The 17,797-nt window shown below is 36.7% G+C and carries 12 protein-coding genes; 9 read left to right on the top strand and 3 right to left on the bottom strand.

Annotated features, from left to right (window positions below):
- From H7U17_RS20385 to H7U17_RS20370, 4 genes are all read left to right on the top strand, one after another.
- On the top strand, positions 1 to 2,511 hold a 2,511-nt coding region (locus tag H7U17_RS20385; RefSeq protein WP_186758744.1), incomplete at its 5' end, for an Ig-like domain-containing protein.
- A 7-nt stretch (positions 2,512 to 2,518) separates the two neighbouring features.
- Complete coding sequence (locus H7U17_RS20380) at positions 2,519 to 3,490, top strand: PorP/SprF family type IX secretion system membrane protein (protein ID WP_186758743.1); 972 nt, start codon at positions 2,519 to 2,521, stop codon at positions 3,488 to 3,490.
- A gap of 12 nt (positions 3,491 to 3,502) precedes the next feature.
- Positions 3,503 to 5,473, top strand: a complete 1,971-nt coding sequence (locus tag H7U17_RS20785; protein ID WP_317172782.1) for an OmpA family protein — start codon at positions 3,503 to 3,505, stop codon at positions 5,471 to 5,473.
- Between the two features lie 40 nt (positions 5,474 to 5,513).
- Positions 5,514 to 7,862, top strand: a complete 2,349-nt coding sequence (locus H7U17_RS20370; protein WP_186758742.1) for an immunoglobulin domain-containing protein — start codon at positions 5,514 to 5,516, stop codon at positions 7,860 to 7,862.
- A 142-nt stretch (positions 7,863 to 8,004) separates the two neighbouring features.
- Here the strand turns inward: H7U17_RS20370 and H7U17_RS20365 are convergent, their stop codons facing one another.
- The gene (locus H7U17_RS20365) at positions 8,005 to 8,745 is read right to left on the bottom strand and encodes a LytR/AlgR family response regulator transcription factor (protein ID WP_186758741.1); all 741 of its coding nucleotides are present in this window, start codon (positions 8,743 to 8,745) and stop codon (positions 8,005 to 8,007) included.
- A 589-nt stretch (positions 8,746 to 9,334) separates the two neighbouring features.
- Here H7U17_RS20365 and H7U17_RS20360 point away from each other — a divergent pair.
- Positions 9,335 to 10,930 (top strand): PAS domain-containing sensor histidine kinase, encoded by a 1,596-nt coding sequence (locus H7U17_RS20360; RefSeq protein ID WP_186758740.1) that lies wholly within the window; start codon positions 9,335 to 9,337, stop codon positions 10,928 to 10,930.
- A gap of 150 nt (positions 10,931 to 11,080) precedes the next feature.
- Complete coding sequence (locus tag H7U17_RS20355) at positions 11,081 to 11,905, top strand: 3-keto-disaccharide hydrolase (RefSeq protein WP_394353730.1); 825 nt, start codon at positions 11,081 to 11,083, stop codon at positions 11,903 to 11,905.
- Positions 11,906 to 11,990: 85 nt separating this feature from the next.
- Here H7U17_RS20355 and H7U17_RS20350 read toward each other — a convergent pair whose 3' ends face one another.
- The gene (locus H7U17_RS20350) at positions 11,991 to 13,568 is read right to left on the bottom strand and encodes a beta-N-acetylhexosaminidase (RefSeq protein ID WP_186758738.1); all 1,578 of its coding nucleotides are present in this window, start codon (positions 13,566 to 13,568) and stop codon (positions 11,991 to 11,993) included.
- Positions 13,569 to 13,665: 97 nt separating this feature from the next.
- Positions 13,666 to 14,901 (bottom strand): glycoside hydrolase family 88 protein, encoded by a 1,236-nt coding sequence (locus H7U17_RS20345; RefSeq protein WP_186758737.1) that lies wholly within the window; start codon positions 14,899 to 14,901, stop codon positions 13,666 to 13,668.
- Between the two features lie 334 nt (positions 14,902 to 15,235).
- Between H7U17_RS20345 and H7U17_RS20340 the strand changes: the two genes are divergently transcribed.
- The 3 genes from H7U17_RS20340 (at position 15,236) to H7U17_RS20330 (ending at position 17,721) form a co-directional block, all read left to right on the top strand.
- Positions 15,236 to 15,550, top strand: coding sequence for a hypothetical protein (locus H7U17_RS20340; RefSeq protein ID WP_186758736.1), 315 nt, complete (start codon positions 15,236 to 15,238; stop codon positions 15,548 to 15,550).
- A 226-nt stretch (positions 15,551 to 15,776) separates the two neighbouring features.
- Positions 15,777 to 16,364, top strand: a complete 588-nt coding sequence (locus H7U17_RS20335) for an RNA polymerase sigma-70 factor (protein ID WP_186758735.1) — start codon at positions 15,777 to 15,779, stop codon at positions 16,362 to 16,364.
- Between the two features lie 352 nt (positions 16,365 to 16,716).
- Positions 16,717 to 17,721, top strand: a complete 1,005-nt coding sequence (locus H7U17_RS20330) for a FecR domain-containing protein (protein WP_186758734.1) — start codon at positions 16,717 to 16,719, stop codon at positions 17,719 to 17,721.
- The last annotated feature ends 76 nt before the right edge of the window (positions 17,722 to 17,797 follow it).

The following is a 17,797-nucleotide window of genomic DNA, read 5'->3' as shown; positions in this document are numbered from 1 at the left end:
AACAGGAATGCGACAGCTGCAGATATAGAAGCTAATGGTGGAACAATCTGTGAAGGCGAGACCTTCAGTTTAACAGCAAGCAGTCCTACGGTAAGCAATGCGGTATTCAGATGGTATTCAGATTCTGGTCTTACCACAGAAGTTCTGGATCCAAATGTAAGCCCAAGCAGTACGACTACCTATTATGTAACGGTCAGTGGAGACGGCGTATGTGAAAATAATGCAGGTGAAGCTGCCGCCGTAACCGTAACAGTGAACAGGAATGCGACAGCCGCAGATATAGAAGCTAATGGTGGAACAATCTGTGAAGGTGAGACTTTCAGCTTGACAGCAGGCAGTAGTACGGTTACCAATGCGGTGTTTACCTGGTATACCGATTCAGACTTGACGAATGTGTTGGCAAGTACGGATGTATCCCCATCGACAACTACAACCTATTATGTGACAGTTAGTGGTGATGGCGTATGTGAAAACAATGCGGGCGGTGCCGCTGCCGTAACAGTGACAGTAAACAGGAATGCGACAGCTGCGGATATAGAAGCTAATGGTGGAACAATCTGTGAAGGTGAGACTTTCAGCTTGACAGCAGGCAGCAGTACGGTTACCAATGCGGTGTTTACCTGGTATACCGATTCAGACTTGACGAATGTGTTGGCAAGTACGGATGTATCCCCATCGACGACCACTACTTATTATGTAACAGTAAGCGGCGACGGCGTATGTGAAAACAATGCGGGCGATGCCGCTGCCGTAACAGTAACAGTGAACAGGAATGCGACAGCTGCAGATATAGAAGCTAATGGTGGAACAATCTGTGAAGGCGAGACCTTCAGTTTAACAGCAAGCAGTCCTACGGTAAGCAATGCGGTATTCAGATGGTATTCAGATTCTGATCTTACCACAGAAATTCTGGATCCAAATGTAAGCCCAAGCAATACGACTACCTATTATGTAACAGTCAGTGGAGACGGCGTATGTGAAAACAATGCAGGTGAAGCCGCCGCCGTAACCGTAACAGTGAACAGGAATGCGACAGCTGCAGATATAGAAGCTAATGGTGGAACAATCTGTGAAGGCGAGACTTTCAGCTTAACAGCAAGCAGTCCTACGGTAAGCAATGCGGTGTTTACCTGGTATACCGATTCAGACTTGACGAATGTCTTGTCAGGGACGGATGTTTCTCCATCAACAACAACGACCTACTATGTAACAGTTAGTGGTGACGGTGTATGTGAAAACAATTCAGGCGATGCCGCTGCAGTAACAGTTGCAGTGAATAATGTGCCAGCACCTACGACAGATATGCCAGTTCAATCATTCTGCAAGGATCCAAATGCAACGGTGTCGGATATAGCGGTAAATGAGGCTGAAGTAGTCTGGTATGATGCACCTACAGGAGGTAATATGATAAGTTCTTCAGATTTACTAATACCTGGTATGACTTATTATGCAGCACAAATAGATTCGAATAATGGATGCGAAAGTATAGAACGTCTTCCAGTAATGATTTCTGAATGTGCTGAATTAGATGTCGAGAAAGTAGCGGATGTTAGCTCAGTGATCGTCGGTGAAATGTTTGACTACACCATCACGGTAAGTAATAATGGAGCTGTAGCAGCCAATAATGTAGTAGTGACGGATGAAGTGCCTGCCTCCCTCCAAATTCTTACAGTAGGTGGCGACGGAGTAGTCAATGGAAATATGGTGACTTGGAGTTTAGGAGAAATCCTTGCTGGTGAATCTATAACATTGACTGTGAGTGTAATGGCTGTGGAAGTTAATGAAGGGGTCATTAATCGTGCTCAGGTAGATGGAGATAATTCTCAACCAGATGAAGATGAAACTGATCCGTTACCGATTTTGCCGGATGATGTTGATCTAACAATGGGTAAGATGGTTTCTAACTCTATTGTTGAAGTGGATAAAGAATTTACCTATCAGTTGAAAGTTACCAATAACACCGATGTGCCAGCTAGGAATGTCACGATAACTGACTTTATGCCATCTGAAGTCGATTATTTAGGATCGAATGCTTCAAGTGAAATTCAAGAAACCTATGATGCTTCAAATGGCACCTTGACCTTTGTGATCCCAGAGTTGCTAGGTAATGAGGAAATTACGATACAGTTGCGTGTAATAGCCAGAGAAAAAGGAGTGGTGACTAATTCAGCGAAAGTAGAAACGCCGGATCAGCTAGAACTGAATGATTTGGATAATACGGCTACAGTATCGCATAATCAATTGGCCATTAATATTCCAAATGTCTTTACACCAAATGGAGATGGAATGAATGATGTTTGGGAAATAGAAGGCCTTTCAGATTTGTATCCTGACAATGAAGTGATTATTGTGAATAGATGGGGAGGTGAAGTCTTCAAATCAAGTAGCTACAATAATGACTGGGATGGAGGCTCTCTAAATGGAGGAACCTACTATTATAAGTTAAAAATAAGAGATAGTGAATCTGGAAGTGAGATGCAATTCACGGGATATGTAACTATTATAAGATAACGAGACGATGAAAAGGATAAAATACATTTTGATCGCAATGGGGCTGACTTTTGGCTGCTTTGACCTACAGGCGCAGCAAGCCCCGGTATTTAGCCAGTATATGTTTAACCCGCTGTTTGTAAACCCTGCATATGCAGGGTACAAACAGCAGGTTTATTTGCAAAGCTATTACAGGAAACAATGGACAGATGTTCAAGGAAGTCCTGAAACCTTTGCAATATCAGGTGATGGATTAATCAATGATACCAATATGGGGATTGGAGGCCATATTCTTGTTGATAGATTAGGTGCACAGAAAACGACAGGTGGGTATGCCAACTTTGCCTATCATTTAAGAATGTCCAATGAAGGATATATGAGTTTTGGTATGGGTGCAGGACTGGTCAATTCCAAACTTGATGGATCAATGTTAAATCCTCTTAACCCTAATGATCCAGCTGTTTCAGCAGGTGATGAGCAGGTTTTGTATCCAGACTTAAGAGCAGGGGTGTTTTATTATAATCCCTACTTTTTCCTTGGAGCATCAGCTGATAATCTCTTTTCATCACAATTTAAGTTTGACAATGGTGCAATGATGGTTCAGCCCAAGACCAATATCTATTTGACAGCAGGTACCCTAATAGATGTTTCCTATAATGTGGCTTTAAAACCTTCCATACTTTATGTAGATGATTTTGCGGGGCCATCAAGATTGGATATTAATACTTTTGTTCTTTTAGGAGAAAGATTATGGCTAGGAGCTTCCTACAGAACATCTGTCAATTTCCAAGGTGAAGAATTTAGGGAGATGGATCAAAAAAGACCTGCTTCAGTAGTGGGGCTGGTTGAGTTCTATGTTAATGATAGACTTAGAATTGGCTATGCCTATGATCACAATATTTCCGGTTTTAGTGCCAAAACATTTTCAACGCATGATTTTTCTGTAGGATATATGTTCCCACCCAAGAAAGTCAAGTTAGTTTCTCCAAGATACTTTTAATCGATTCAGAAAATGAAAAAAAATATAATAAACTTATTCTTTTTGTTGCTGTTAGTGAATTCCTGTATTGGTATAAAAAACAGGGATCTGGCTAGGGGAAATCAGCAATATGATATGATGAATTATGCTGTAGCGGTAGAGCATTATTCAATGGCCTGGGATGTGGAAGAATTGCCTGAAACAGCTAGAGGTTTAGCAAATTCTTATTACCATATGAGGGTTTTCGATTTGGCTGAATCGTGGTATGGGAAGTTAGACAGGTTGGATGAATTGACCTATGGAGATCGTTTGAACTTTGCAAAAACCCTTATAGCGAATTCAAAATTTGATGAAGCGAGGAGACAGCTTAACGAATATAAGCGGTCAGGTCAAGAGGGACTTGATATAGAAGAAGCCAGTAAATTATTGAGTTTGATAAATGAAGCAAAGGATATATTAAATGACCCCAAAGATGTTCAGATTAAAAATCTGAAAGAGATTAATTCGAAGTATGCTGATTTTTCGGGTATAATCGAAGGCGATAAATTGGTTTTTGCCAGTGATAGAATGGACAGTATGCCGGTTAATGCAAAAGTGGACGAATACAATGCATTAAGAAGTGATATTTATGGTTGGACCGGAAATGGCTTCTTGAAAGTGTATGAGGCAAAAGGAGACTGGGATGATTTTGAGACGGATAGCATCAAGAACTTAGAAAAATATAATAGTCCTCATCATAGTGGTCCCATCTATGAGGCTGAGGATTTTATTTTTTGGGTAAAAGCAGGAAAACCAGGAAAAGATGTGGATAGGCCAAGTGGAAGCAGAAAAGACTTTACACTTTTTCCCCAGATTTTTTATATGGAAAAGGTGGATGAAGAATGGACTGATTTAAAAAGTTTACCATTTAATAGCCCTTATGAATATGGTGTGAGTGATCCTTTCTGGGATGAGAAAAGTAAAAAGTTATACTTTTCATCCAGTCAGCCAGATGGTTCAGGGAATTCTGATATCTATTTCACCAAATATCTTGGGGAGAATAATTGGTCTACTCCGGTGAATTTGGGTGAAAATGTTAATTCCTCTGGAAATGAAAGGACTCCATATGTGAATGAAAAAGGGGAATTGTTTTTTTCTTCTGATGGAAGAGGAGGATTAGGAGGTCTGGATGTATTTAAATCGGAAAAGTCTGGAAGTACTTGGGCCAAGGCAGAGAATATGGGGGCACCGATTAACTCCAGTAGAGATGATTTTGCCTTTTATTTCAATAGTGAGATTCCTGATAGAGGAGTGCTCAGTTCTGACAGACCTGGTGGCAATGGAATGGATGATATTTATGCATTTATCTTGGAAGTCAATTCTAAGATATTTCTTAAGGGCGTTGTAATGGATAAAGAAACCATGAAGCCTTTAGAAAATGCAGTGGTGGAACTGATGGATAAAACCACAGGAACCAACTTTAATTTTGTAACCAATGAGGATGGTGAATATGACTTTGTTCTTGGAGAAGAGACGGTCTATGATATAGAAGGGAAAAAGACCGATTATATTTCCGCTGAGCTAAAGGGATTGAGTACCAAAGGTCTTAGGTTATTTGCCGATACAACGATCAGAAAGGATCTTTATCTTGACAAGATTGAAATTGGAAAGACGATTGAATTGGAGAATATCTATTACGATTTTGACAAGTGGGATATTAGGGATGATGCCGCTCTTGAACTAGATAAGTTAGTAAAGATCTTGGATGATAATCCTACCATGAAGATTGAACTTAACTCACATACCGATAGTCGTGGATCTGATTCCTATAATCAGATATTATCAGAAAAGAGAGCCCAATCAGCTGTTGATTATATAATTTCAAGAGGTGTATCCAGAGTGAGGATAGAAGCAAAGGGTTATGGAGAATCTAGATTGTTAAATCAGTGTGATGATGGCGTAGAATGTACTGATGAAGAACATCAGGATAACCGTCGAACTGAGTTTACTATTGTAGATTATTGATTCAACAGTATTTACCGGTTTTTATTTTTTCCTGGTCTAAATGAAACGTTTGAATTATAGGGTACTTTTAAAAAGCCATGATACCTTAAAGGTGTCATGGGCTTTTTTTGTTTTAATTTTTATTTCTAACAGTGCTTTTCCGTTTAGCGACATCGGGAAAATCTATGCGGAGAATCTTGAAGATTATAGCCCTGATATTGTTTATGGAGGCATCGAATGTTTATTTACAACATGTTTGAAAGAGGTTGTAGAAAATCCTTCGAATACTTTAGGGCAAAATGGCAATCATTCGACTTTGTACAGTAGCCCTGGATTATTAGGTATAGGGGGGTATGATGGTTTTATTGAAATTGGATTTGATAATATAGTACCTGCAAATACACCATCATACATCAGAGTAGATGGTGATGGGAATCTTTTTCAAGCACTATTATCAGGGACTTTAGGAGATTTGCTTTCAGGCGTTTTGGGAACTGCGTTAGGTATGCAAATCATTCATGTGATAGCTTATGACGAAGAGGGAAATGAAGTATTAAATGTAGATACAAATGGAGGATTAACTAGTGGGGAAATGAACGTAGTGATGGATGAAAATGGTGATTTTTATTTCCGTATTGTTCCTCAAGAATCCTATAAGTCCATTAAAATTATAAACAAGTCTTCTGCTTTAGTAAGTCTGGAAACAGAATTTACCTTAGATGTGTATCATGCCTTTTACTTTGAGGCAGGGTGTAACTATGAGCCTGAGTTTGTTTCCTATGATGGAGAGGGAATAAGTTTAGATGCATTGGGTTTAGGCGGTGGTACGGTGAGTGCTCCCCAAAATGCGATCGATAAAGATGAGGCCACAAGCTCCTCTCTTAGTACTGGTTTAGCAGGTGTGGCGGGTAGTATGAGTCAATTTTTTTATTTCTCGAATATATCAGATCAGTCCGATGAAGTAATGGTAACCATCAGTGGAGATCCTGCACTGCTTAACCTTGAACTTTTTAGTAATTTGTCATTTATAGCTTATGATGGAGATACCGAAGTTTATAACGAGGATTTAGGGGCTATGGCAGATGAGTTATTAGGACTGTTGAAATTGGATATACTGGGGCTTTTGATGGATGGAGATGAGGTGACTTTTCCAATAAGTCCAGGTTTGCCTTTTGACCGATTTGAAATAAAGGTGAATTCCTTATTGGATGTTGATGTTTTTGAAGCTCTAAATATCCATGAAGTGGAGAAAACTATTGGTATGCCTTCCTTTGGGGCTTCAGTGTCGGGGAATGAATATGCGATTTGCGAAGGAGGGGATTTGACCATAGCCCCAGCAAGTTATTCGGGCTCTGGTTTGAAGTGGTATGATGAGAATGGCAATGAAATAGGGACAGCGGAGAGTTTGGACTTAAATGCTGTAAGTTCAGATGAAATTTATTATGTAACATCTTCAGATAACTGTGGTGGGGAATCCTTGGAATCGGCTCCAGTGGCTGTTATAGTTGACGCAATGAAAGTACCTCAGGTGGAGGATTATCAGGCCCTCCCAAGTGCTGCAGAATATGGAGAAGGCGAAAAAGTTGTATTAGAGCCATTTTTAGAGTTAGATGCTGATATTGAAAACCCAGAGTTTTATTGGTCTTTTAATTCTAATGGTGTTCCAGAAATATCAAGTGAAGAGGTGATAGATAAGGGAGATCATCATGTGACTTATAGGGTTTTGCCCAATGGTGATTTGGAAATTGAAGGATTAGTAGCTAATGAAGAAATTGATGATGTGTTTTTAATCCTTAAGAATGGAGATACAGGTTGCAAAAAATCTCAGGCTGTGGAACAAGTGTTTAAGATTTTACCGATGAGTTGGGGGGGATTTCAGGCAAAAGAGAAAGATATAGGGATACAGTTGAACTGGTCTGTGCATCTGGATAAGGCTTTGGAAAAATTTATGGTCCAAAGATCTCTTTCTGGTGATCATTGGGTGACTTTGGGAGAAGTTGACTGTGAAAGTGACTTGCTAGGAGAGAGGGATTTTGTTTTTAATGATAATTCTCCCGCTGTAGGAAATAATTATTACAGGGTAATAGCAGTGAATTTAGAAGGGACATTGGAGTATTCCAAGGTTATTAGGGCCAAGTTTGAAAAGTCTTTAGATCATCAGTTTTCCATTTCACCAAATCCTGTGTATGAACAACCCAAACTGTATAATAATACTGGAAATCAATATAATGATTTAGTTATTAAGGCTTTTGATAGAAATGGTAATATGGTTTATCAAGATGAGCTTTCAGAACTTCAAGCTTGGTCTCAAAAAACCTTGGATGATAATCCTGAGCTTCAGCCTGGTGTATATGTTTATTGTTTGTTTTTCAAAGGTAAAAATATTTTCAAAACTAAAGTGATATGGTAATTTAAGGAATGACCTCTCTTTTGTTTTCAAGAGGTTGAATAAAAAAGGGACAAGCTCAAAAAACTTGAGCTTGTCCCTTTTTTATTGTGTTTATGAGATTTATTCAAGTGGATTGTGATTGATAATAAAGTGGATTTAAAGTCTATCTGGTCACTTGGTTTAATCTTGATAAGATATTTTGGTAATAATTTCTTCCGACTGGAATGTTTTGCCCTTTAATGATTATTTCCTTGGAGTTTAATGCCTCAATTTTATCTAAATTAACAATATAGGCCTTGTTAACTTTACAAAAAAGTACAGATGGAAGCTTATGGATCACTTCCTTGATCAAGTTTCTAAGTGTGTATATGGTATGATCTTCTGTACATATATGTGTATATGATCCATCTGCTTTGATCCAATCAATTTCCTGAATATTCACCTTTTTAAGATAACCTTTGTCTCTGATGAAAATAGATCCTTTGATGATGCGGTCCTGGGAAATGAGTTCAGAGACCTTGTTGTTAGATTTTGTCTCGAAATTGCTTATGGCCAACTCCAATGAAGTACAAAGCATATCTTTAGTAAAGGGCTTTAAAATATAGCCATCGGGAGAAACTGCTTTAACTTTTTCTATAGTATCTTTATCAGATGCCGAAGTGAAGAAAATCACAGGGATACTGAACTTTTCACGGATATTATGAGCGATTTCAATGCCATTAGTTTCTCCATTTAAATGGATGTCCAATAGAATGGCATTTGGTGAATATTCATATAAAACATCCTCAATTCTGTGCTCAGAATCCAAAATTTCACAAACTTCAAAACCTTCGGATTCTAATAAGTCTTTAGTATTATCAGCGAGTTCAAAATTGTCCTCAACGATCAGTATTTTTTTCTTCATAATTCTAATAAGTAATCTCGAGTCCTGAATGAAAAAATATATAGTTAATTATTCAAATTAATAGATTCCAAAGTAATTTGATCTTTCTTTATGTAATTATTGGGGTTTATTGGACTGATGTGCATATTAATTCATTTTTTGAATAATTACAACATGAATGTATTTTAGATGATTTTATTAGATTTCAGCAAGATTTACAGCATAAGATATTTTGGTTTAAACCGAAATTGTGGGATTTTTAATTTAAATGTCAAAATAACTTATTTAAAAGTCTATGTTTTAGTTGAGTTTAAAAAAAATCTTAAATTTGTAGTCTAAATGACCTAAAATGTAATCTTTCTGATAATAATTGGATAATTATTTGGTTGACGGTGATATAGGAATTAGCCATAATGCTTATATTAGGTAGTATGACAGGAAGATTTTTAATTACCGAATGCATTTTTGAAAAACATATATAGGTTCTATATCCCAAAAGGTGCATTAAGAAGTCCTGTTAAATAAGAGATTGTTAATAGCATAAGATGAATTGTTAATTGTTTCTTTGGGTGTTCATCTATTTCGAAAGAAAAATAAAATTTGAATTAAATTGACTGATAATTATTTTGAATTAAATTATTTGCGACAGATTTTTCGAGAGCAAGAAATGTTCATGGAAAATGGCAGTTTTCTAGATTCTTTTCAAAATGTATTGGGCCTAGTTAATAAGGCAAGTGAATCAAATTTTGCAGGGGCAGTTTTGCATGATGGTGAAATACGAGAGGGTCATCAGTATTACGTTTCCGAAGGAGCTGAACAAGATGGTCAATCTAAAGCTTTATTAAAGAAAATAATAGGGGAGTTTAATACTAAGAGTCATTCGGAAGGCTTGGTTTTGGAAAAAGTAAACCGCGGTGATCGATATGATATACATGAGTTGACTTTTGGAAAAAATTCAATTTATATAGGAAGAGACATGTATTTGACCATGCTTTTGATTGACCCAAAGGCTACGGATTTTGGTCAAATGGAGCGTTATGTGAATATTGCCCTTAACTGTTTGAAAATTATTTTACTTTCCTCGGGTGATTTTCAAGGTAGAACATATTCCAAAGGACTTTTTGATAAAATGCATTCATTTGATGAATTTTTGCGTGGATCGACGGATATAATTTGTGTATATGACAAGGATTTTAAGCCTATCTATAGCTCCTCTTCGTTTAAAGAGAAATTGGGTTTTTGTCCTGATGGCAAAAACAAGAAACTATTTTTGAATAAGTTTTTTAATGGACAGGAATACAATATTGCTTCATGTATCGATCAAGATAAAAGAGAGCGATTTGAGATTGAGAATATTTTAGGAGAAAAGCTTTGGTTAGATACTGTCCTCAGTCCGATCAAAAATGAAAATGGCCATGTGGAAGCATTTTTGGCTGTTTCCAGAGATGTTTCTCATGAGGAAAAGATTAAGTCCAGTCAGAAATTTGAATTAGAAAAAGAAAAGGAGCTGAATAGTTTAAAGTCGCAGTTTGTTTCCATTACGTCGCATGAATTTAAAACGCCGCTTTCAACAATAAAATCCAGTGTAGAGATATGTAAAATTGAGCTGGAAAGAAATGCTGAAACCATTTCATCTCGAGATAAATTTAAGAAGCATTTCAAAAGGATCAATAGTGAAGCAGATAGGATGAATACACTGCTTAACAATTTGTTGAACTTAGAAAAAATTAATCAAGGAGGAATCCAATTAAAGCTCAAGAAAAAACATGTTAACAATTACCTAAATACTGTACTTGAAAACTATTTGGATCAGGAGCTTATTTTTTTAGACACCGATTTACCTGAGGATTTTAAAATATCAATAGATGGAGACTTGGTTAGGCAGTCTTTATTGAATTTGGTAGAAAATGCACTCAAGTATGGGAGCAGAGAATTGAAACCCGTGGTGAAAACTTATTTGAGGGATGAAGAATTGGAGCTGTGCATTCAGGATTTTGGTGAAGGTATTTCTGATGAAGATAAGAAGAACCTGTTTAAACCTTTCTTTCGGGCATCTAATTCACATAAATATGAAAAGGGGTCTGGTCTAGGACTGAAGATTACAAAGGAGTTCATTGAATTGCAGGGAGGAAAAGTTTCTTTTGAGTCTGAACTGGGGAAAGGCTCCACTTTTACTCTTCATTTTCCTTTATGTAATGAAGGCTGAAGGATTTTTTATCCTATTTCTATTTCGTATTTTAGTCAAGTTTTGATAATAAAATCATTTACTCCTTTTTCTGAAAATAATCATTTAATAAATACATCTATGAGGAATTATGTTTTGCCCATTGTATTGATGGGATTTGCTTTGTTTGTTATGGCCTGTTCAGGTACCAAAGAAGAGCGTGTTACAGCAGAAATGGTTGATCAGGAATGGCAAAGCCTTTTCAATGGGGAGAATTTTGATAAGTGGAGGATTAAAATTGCCAAGCATGAACTAGATGAGAATTATAACAATACATTTCGCATTGAAGATGGAATGATGAAAGTTCGCTATGATGAGTATGATGATTTTAATTATCAATATGGACATATTTTCTATGACCAATCTTTTTCAGCGTATTTACTCCATTTAGAATATAGATTTGTTGGGGAGCAGGCTCCAGGTGGTGAAGGTTGGGCACTCAGAAACAGTGGGGCGATGCTCCATGGACAAGATCCAAGAACCATGGGACGTGATCAGAATTTTCCAATTTCTATCGAAGGTCAGCTGCTTGGGGGAGATGGTATCCACGACCGTACTACTAGCAACCTTTGTACCCCAGGAACCAATGTTGTAATGGACAATGAGCTCTTTACCCCACATTGTGTTAGCTCATCTTCTAAGACATATCATGGTGAACAATGGGTTTCAGCAGACTTTTTAGTGCTTGGAGATTCCATTGTTCATCATATCGTAGAGGGAGATACAGTATTGACCTATTTTGATCCACAAATAGGAGGAGGGAATGTAGATAATTTTGATCCTAGTGTTAAAAAGGATGGTCAATTGATCAAGGAAGGTTTTATTTCTCTTCAAAGTGAAAGCCATCCAATTGATTTTAGAACAGTGGAGTTATTTGATTTGGCTCCTTATATGGATGATCATGCTAAACTTGAAGAGGTATTAGATTTGCTCAAAACCAGAAAGACGCATAAATAAGTTATATCAAAAAGGCTAAGCAGTATTTCCGCTTAGCCTTTTTGATGTTGATATAATTGAAGAGTTATAGTTTAGCTTCGGTAAGCTACTTGACGGTCGGTTCAGGGTGTGCTTCAGGATTGAATGGGTCATAGAAATATAGACCTTCATTTCTATATAACCTAAAATGGTTCTTTAGCCTAAGACTGAAATCTACATAATTTTTATTGTCTTTATTACTCCAAACAGCCTCGGCCATTGCAGCAATTCTAGGGAATACAAGAAAGTCTAATCTTTCCGCATTCGTCACTGTTTCTGTCCAAAGGTTTGCTTGGAAGCCAAGTATTAAATCTTTTTTACCTTCAGGAATGTGCAGTCCTGAGATATCAAATTCGTAAACTTTTTTAATAGGATTGAAGTTGCCTCCCCATTTTCTTCCATATCTATGTGTTTCTTCTTGGACGAAATCGAAGTATAAAGGTATTCTAGGACATATTACAGTTTGGATATTATTATCGAGTAGCTTGGAAAGCTGTCCTGGTTTATCATGTCTCCACCATAATAATATGCTTTTTTCAGTAGGTAATCCGGTTTCAGCCATTTCATCCCAAGCTAAAATTTTGTTATTGAGAGAGAATAATGAATCGGCCATTCTTTTCATAAAATAGTCTTCAACTTCCTTGAGACTGCTCAAGTTTTCACGTTGCCTAAGTTCATTGACTAATGGATCACTGGCCCACTTTTGGTTGCCAAAACTAACCTCATCGCCACCTAAATGAATCATCTGACTTGGAAACAATGCATTTACTTCACGAAGGATGTCTGTTAGGTATTGGTAAGAGTCATCTTTCCCAGGGTGAAAGGTGAATTCAGGATATTTTTCTGATCCTCCTCCACTAAATTCAGGATATGCTCTATTGGCCGCGGTAGCATGTCCAGGCATGTCTATTTCTGGAATGACTTCTATTTTCCTTTCATGTGCATAGCGTACTATTTCTTTGATTTCTTCTTGCGTATAAAATTGGCTTGGCGCATATGGATTTCCATGGTTACCAATTCCCCCAACCAAGGTCAGTTTTGGGTATTTTTGGATTTCTATTCTCCATGCAGGTGAATCAGTCAGGTGCCAATGGAATTTATTCAGCTTGTAATAAGCCATCCAATCTAAAATTGACTTGACTTTATCTACTCCAAAAAAGTACCTGGATTCATCAAGCATAAAACCCCTCCAATCATATTTAGGGCTATCCTTGATTTTCCAGCTAGGAATGGATATCCCATTTCCGTTCATTTCTGATTGGTCAATGATTTGAAGAAGAGAGATGATTCCATGAAATACACCTTTCTCATCATTTGCAGTGATTTGAATTTTGTCAGTTCCAATGGTTAATTCATAGGCATTATTCTCCATTGAGGATGTGCTCAATAGGATTGAGGGTTGGACCCTGCTGGTTTTTGTCAATGAAAGTGGAAGCTTATTTTTTCTTAGCAGTTCTTTTTGAAGAAAATGGGCTTCATCTTTTAAGTTTTCTTCCAAGTATTGGATGGGAGTATTTTTATTTAAAACAAAAATAAGGGAGCCACCTTCAAATGAATTAGGAACAGGGATGATAGGAGGAGTTCCTTGCGCTAGGACAAGTTGACAAAGAAGGTTGAAAAGCAATAGGAGCTTAAATGTCTTCATACCGATTTTCTTTTGGGTCGTAGTTTGTTGAAAAAAAAATGCTGACAAAAACTGTTTTTGGTTAATGTCAGCATTCAAGGTGTTTTTCTGATTCAAATTAATTTAAAAACCAGTCTTGGTATCGTTTTAATGCTTCGATATAATAATAGTCAGCATAGGTTAATGGTACATCTACTTCAGAATTATGAGGTAAAGAGCCAACACTGTGTTCAAGGATAAATCCTCCATTTTTGTTCGGTTTAGCCTGATATTTTTCTGAAGAGAGGCTTAGCAGCATCTTTTCGGCAGATGATTTATACCATGCTGCTTTTTCAGCGTCTTTGGTGTATTTATTTAGCTCAAGCAAGGCAGAAGCATTAATTGCTGCTGCAGAAGCGTCACGGTAAGTTGTGTCAGATGCCACATCGTTGAAATCCCAATATGGAACAAGATCTTCAGGCATGTTTGGGTGGTTTAGGATAAAGTCTGCAATATTTTCAGCCTGCTCCAAATATTTGGGATCTCTTGTGTCTCTATACATTACTGTAAAACCATATAGTCCCCATGACTGTCCTCTAGCCCAAGCTGAATCATCAGCTAAGCCTTGATGTGTTTTTTTCTGCACCACTTTTCCAGTTTCAGCATCGTAATCGATTACGTGGTAGGAACTGTTATCTTCCCTGAAATGGTTCTGTATGGTGCTGTCCGCATGGGAGATATTGATATTATAATATTTTTTGTCACCGCTCACTTCAGAAGCCCAAAATAGAAATTCCAAATTCATCATATTGTCGATGATCACTGGATAGTTCCATTTGCCATGGTCCCAGGATTTGATCAGACCAGTTTCAGGATGAAAACGGGTAGCCAATGATTCAGCTCCTTCAAGCATTATGTCTTTATATTGTTCATTTCCAGTAATCCTGTAAGCATTGCCATAGCTGCAGTATAGCATAAAGCCCAGGTCATGGGTGCCTTTATTGTCTTTTTCTTTTTCAAGTATTTTCAATTTTTGTTCTGCTAATTTTAGCATGGAAGAATCTCCCGACATTTCAAATAAGTACAATAACGTTCCAGGATAGAAGCCTGAAGTCCACCAAGCAGTGCCAGAAGGTATGAGCTTGTCCTCTTTTTTATTGTAGGTTCTAGGCAGTTTATCTTCAGGCACCAAGGTGCTTAGGTGTTGGTATTGTTTTACAGAAAAATCAATATTGTTTTTTATGAAATTTGTATCGATGGAACGAATTAGGTCTGCTTCTTGGTTTTGCTGTTGGTTACTTGATTTTGTGCCACATGAGCTGAAAAGTGTGGCCAAACCTAAAGCTGACAATGTTAATGCGTACTTGATTTTCATTTGGTTGGAATAATTGTTTCTTTGAAATAGATGATGAGTTTTTAGTTTATAGAGACTTTTTGAAAAGACCGCGGTATTTAGTGCTGTTTTAGTGAGCTTTGTCAAAACGATATCTCTTTACCGGGACTAATATAAAGCTTTAATTAGTTTTTCCATATCATTTTGTTTTGTAGTTTATTGATGTTTTTAGTAAGGAATTGAAAGTTGTTGAAGGTTTATTTAATTTTTGTTTTTTAAGCTTTATCTATAATGTGTTTTGGTATGATCAAAATAGTAGGTTTTTTGATGAATAGATTATTACCGGTCTTAATTGTTCATCAGCTGATTGAGACCTTTGAGGTTCAGACCCAACTTGATCAGGGATGAATTTTCATTAGAGGAGTTACAAGAAAGATCCGAATTACATTTTATGACTTTAAATGAGCCTAAGGAAATATCACCAGGGATCTTTAAACTTGGAGAAAAGAGTGGAAAGAGCATTTTATTGAAATATCCTAAATCAAAGGTAGAGTCAAAAGTGGAATTGTGGGAAATGAAAGACGAAAGACTTAGAAAAGTTTGGAAACAGAAAGCTGTTTACCGATTAGTGTTTTTTCAGAAAGGGGAGAAACTGAGTGATGAGTGGAATACTGAAGTGATTATTGAGTGAATAAGTGTTTGTTTGGTTTTTTGTTTGAAAAATTCAATATTGTATTATAAAAGTTGTTTTAGATTCGAAATATTTAATCTAATATTATTTTTCATCTCTATTTGTTTATAGTATTATTAATTTAGTTTTGAAAATATTTTATTTATTTTAGGAATGAATCGAAATTAAATATTTGAGTTATATTTTTTTTTAGTAGGATTATCTTTATGTTTATTTATTGCTTAAAATGAAATCCCAAAGTAACCATAAAGATAATGAGTTAGTTGACTTACTCCGTCAGGGGGAGTTAAGTGCCTTCAATGCACTATATTACAGGTATGCGTCTAGGGTGTTGGGATTTGCACAAACTTTTATTTTTGAAAAGGAAGAAGCTGAAGAAGCCGTTCAGGAAGTTTTTGTAAAAATATGGGAAAAACGATCTTCTCTGAATAGTGAATTAAGTTTTAAGAGTTATTTGTTTACAGCAGTCAAAAACCAGGTTTATAATAAATTGAGGAATGCACAGAATAAGGTCCGCATGGATGATCTGGAATGGTCAAGTCTAGCGGCCGATGTCAAAATTCAAGAAGAACTGGAATATAGAGAACTGGAGCAATCTACTTTTGATTTAATTGATCAATTACCGGAAATCCAAAAGATTGCTTTTAAAATGAATAAACTGGAAGGACGAAGTCACAAGGAGATTGCATCTATACTCGATATTTCTGTTAGGACTGTAGAGCATCATGTTTACCTGGCTACTAAATATATTAAAGGGAATTTGCTTCAAAGAGCATCTATTGTTGCTACTTTTTTTGTTTACATGTCCCTTTAGTTTATAGTATTTAATTTTGTCTTGTTTGCATCACTACAAATATTTTTATTTAGAGTTATACTTGTCTTTTGTTTTTAAGAACAATTGATAGTTGCTATTTGAAATTAATAGCAGTGAAAGACCTAGGTTATTGAAATAAATAGAATTTTCATATGTGTAATTTTTTCAGCGGATTATTTTCATATGTTTATTTTGTTGTAAATACTGCTTGGTTTGATCTGAATTTTTGTTCTGATAATTGAATTCTTTATGATATAAAATTCTTATACCGTGTAAGAATTTAAATTTTTTTAACATTTCATTAAGTAGTTGCGATGTTTTATGTGTATTACTCTTAAAGCATCAAAAGAAATTGGAAAAATATAAGTTCATAAGGTATTTAAATGGATTAGCCAGTAAGGAAGAGGTTCGTCAGGTAGAGCAGTGGTTAGAAAAGCCAAATGCAGCTGAAGAATTGGAAGATCTGATGGAAGCGTCTTGGGAGGCAATAGAGCCAGTTGGTGATGCCCAAAAACTTGATCAGCTACTGGAAGGAGTCCATCGTAAAATCAATGTTGAGGTAAGAAATAAAAGTCGGAAAGGAAGCTTACGAGAAATGTGGTGGCCTGTCACAAAAGTCGCCGCTTCAATCGCTTTAATAGGCTTGCTTGCTGTATTGGTTTATCAACAAATCAATCATCCCGTTGAACAAGCCTTACAGGAAGAGTTAAAGGTCTTCAGTAGACATACTGGTCCGGGTCAAAAAATGAAACTTCGGTTGCCAGACCAAACGTTTGTGGTATTGAATGCCAATTCAACCATCAGCTATCAATCCGACTTTGGAAGAAAAGACAGGAAGGTGTCCTTAGAGGGGGAAGCTTTCTTTGAAATAACTCCCGATACGCAGCGGCCATTTAAGGTGATGACCAATGATGTGGTGACTACCGCGTTGGGTACGGCTTTTAATGCTTATTCAAGAAATAATCAAGTCAAGGTGGCTTTAACCGAAGGGAAGATCAAAGTGGAGACGTCAGGTGAAACAAATGGTTTGAATTCTGTAGTTATTCAGCCTGGAAAAATGGTGTACTCTACAGGAACTGAAGATTTAGGACTTAACGTAAAAGATTTTGACGCTAGAAAAGTGACAGCATGGAAAGAAGGTCGAATCAGGTTTAAGAGCAAGCCTTTAAAGCATGTGGTTAGAGACCTTCAAAAGTGGTATGGTATAAATATCGAAATCAATGGAAAGATAAATACCAATAGAAAAGTTTCTGGGGTATTTGATAATGAAAGTCTTGAAAACATCTTAGAGGGTCTCAGTTTCTCTTTAGGGATAAAATATGAAATGCAAGAAAATGAAGTAATCATCAAAAAATAAGCAATGCCTATGATATAAAAAACAGGACAGCCTTCCATCGCCAAACAGAGTTGACTGCCCTGAGAGTTTCAAGTGA

Source organism: Echinicola salinicaeni, from assembly GCF_014280965.1.
In the GTDB taxonomy this organism is placed as follows: domain Bacteria; phylum Bacteroidota; class Bacteroidia; order Cytophagales; family Cyclobacteriaceae; genus Echinicola; species Echinicola salinicaeni.
This window is presented reverse-complemented; position numbering and strand designations above follow the sequence as displayed.

Coding starts and splice junctions, on each gene's coding strand:
- H7U17_RS20785 (WP_317172782.1), top strand. CDS start 3,503: ATGAAAAAAAATATAATAAACTTATTCTTTTTGTTGCTGTTAGTGAAT.
- H7U17_RS20380 (WP_186758743.1), top strand. CDS start 2,519: ATGAAAAGGATAAAATACATTTTGATCGCAATGGGGCTGACTTTTGGC.
- H7U17_RS20365 (WP_186758741.1), bottom strand. CDS start 8,745: ATGAAGAAAAAAATACTGATCGTTGAGGACAATTTTGAACTCGCTGAT.
- H7U17_RS20345 (WP_186758737.1), bottom strand. CDS start 14,901: ATGAAAATCAAGTACGCATTAACATTGTCAGCTTTAGGTTTGGCCACA.
- H7U17_RS20335 (WP_186758735.1), top strand. CDS start 15,777: ATGAAATCCCAAAGTAACCATAAAGATAATGAGTTAGTTGACTTACTC.
- H7U17_RS20350 (WP_186758738.1), bottom strand. CDS start 13,568: ATGAAGACATTTAAGCTCCTATTGCTTTTCAACCTTCTTTGTCAACTT.
- H7U17_RS20370 (WP_186758742.1), top strand. CDS start 5,514: ATGAAACGTTTGAATTATAGGGTACTTTTAAAAAGCCATGATACCTTA.
- H7U17_RS20355 (WP_394353730.1), top strand. CDS start 11,081: ATGGCCTGTTCAGGTACCAAAGAAGAGCGTGTTACAGCAGAAATGGTT.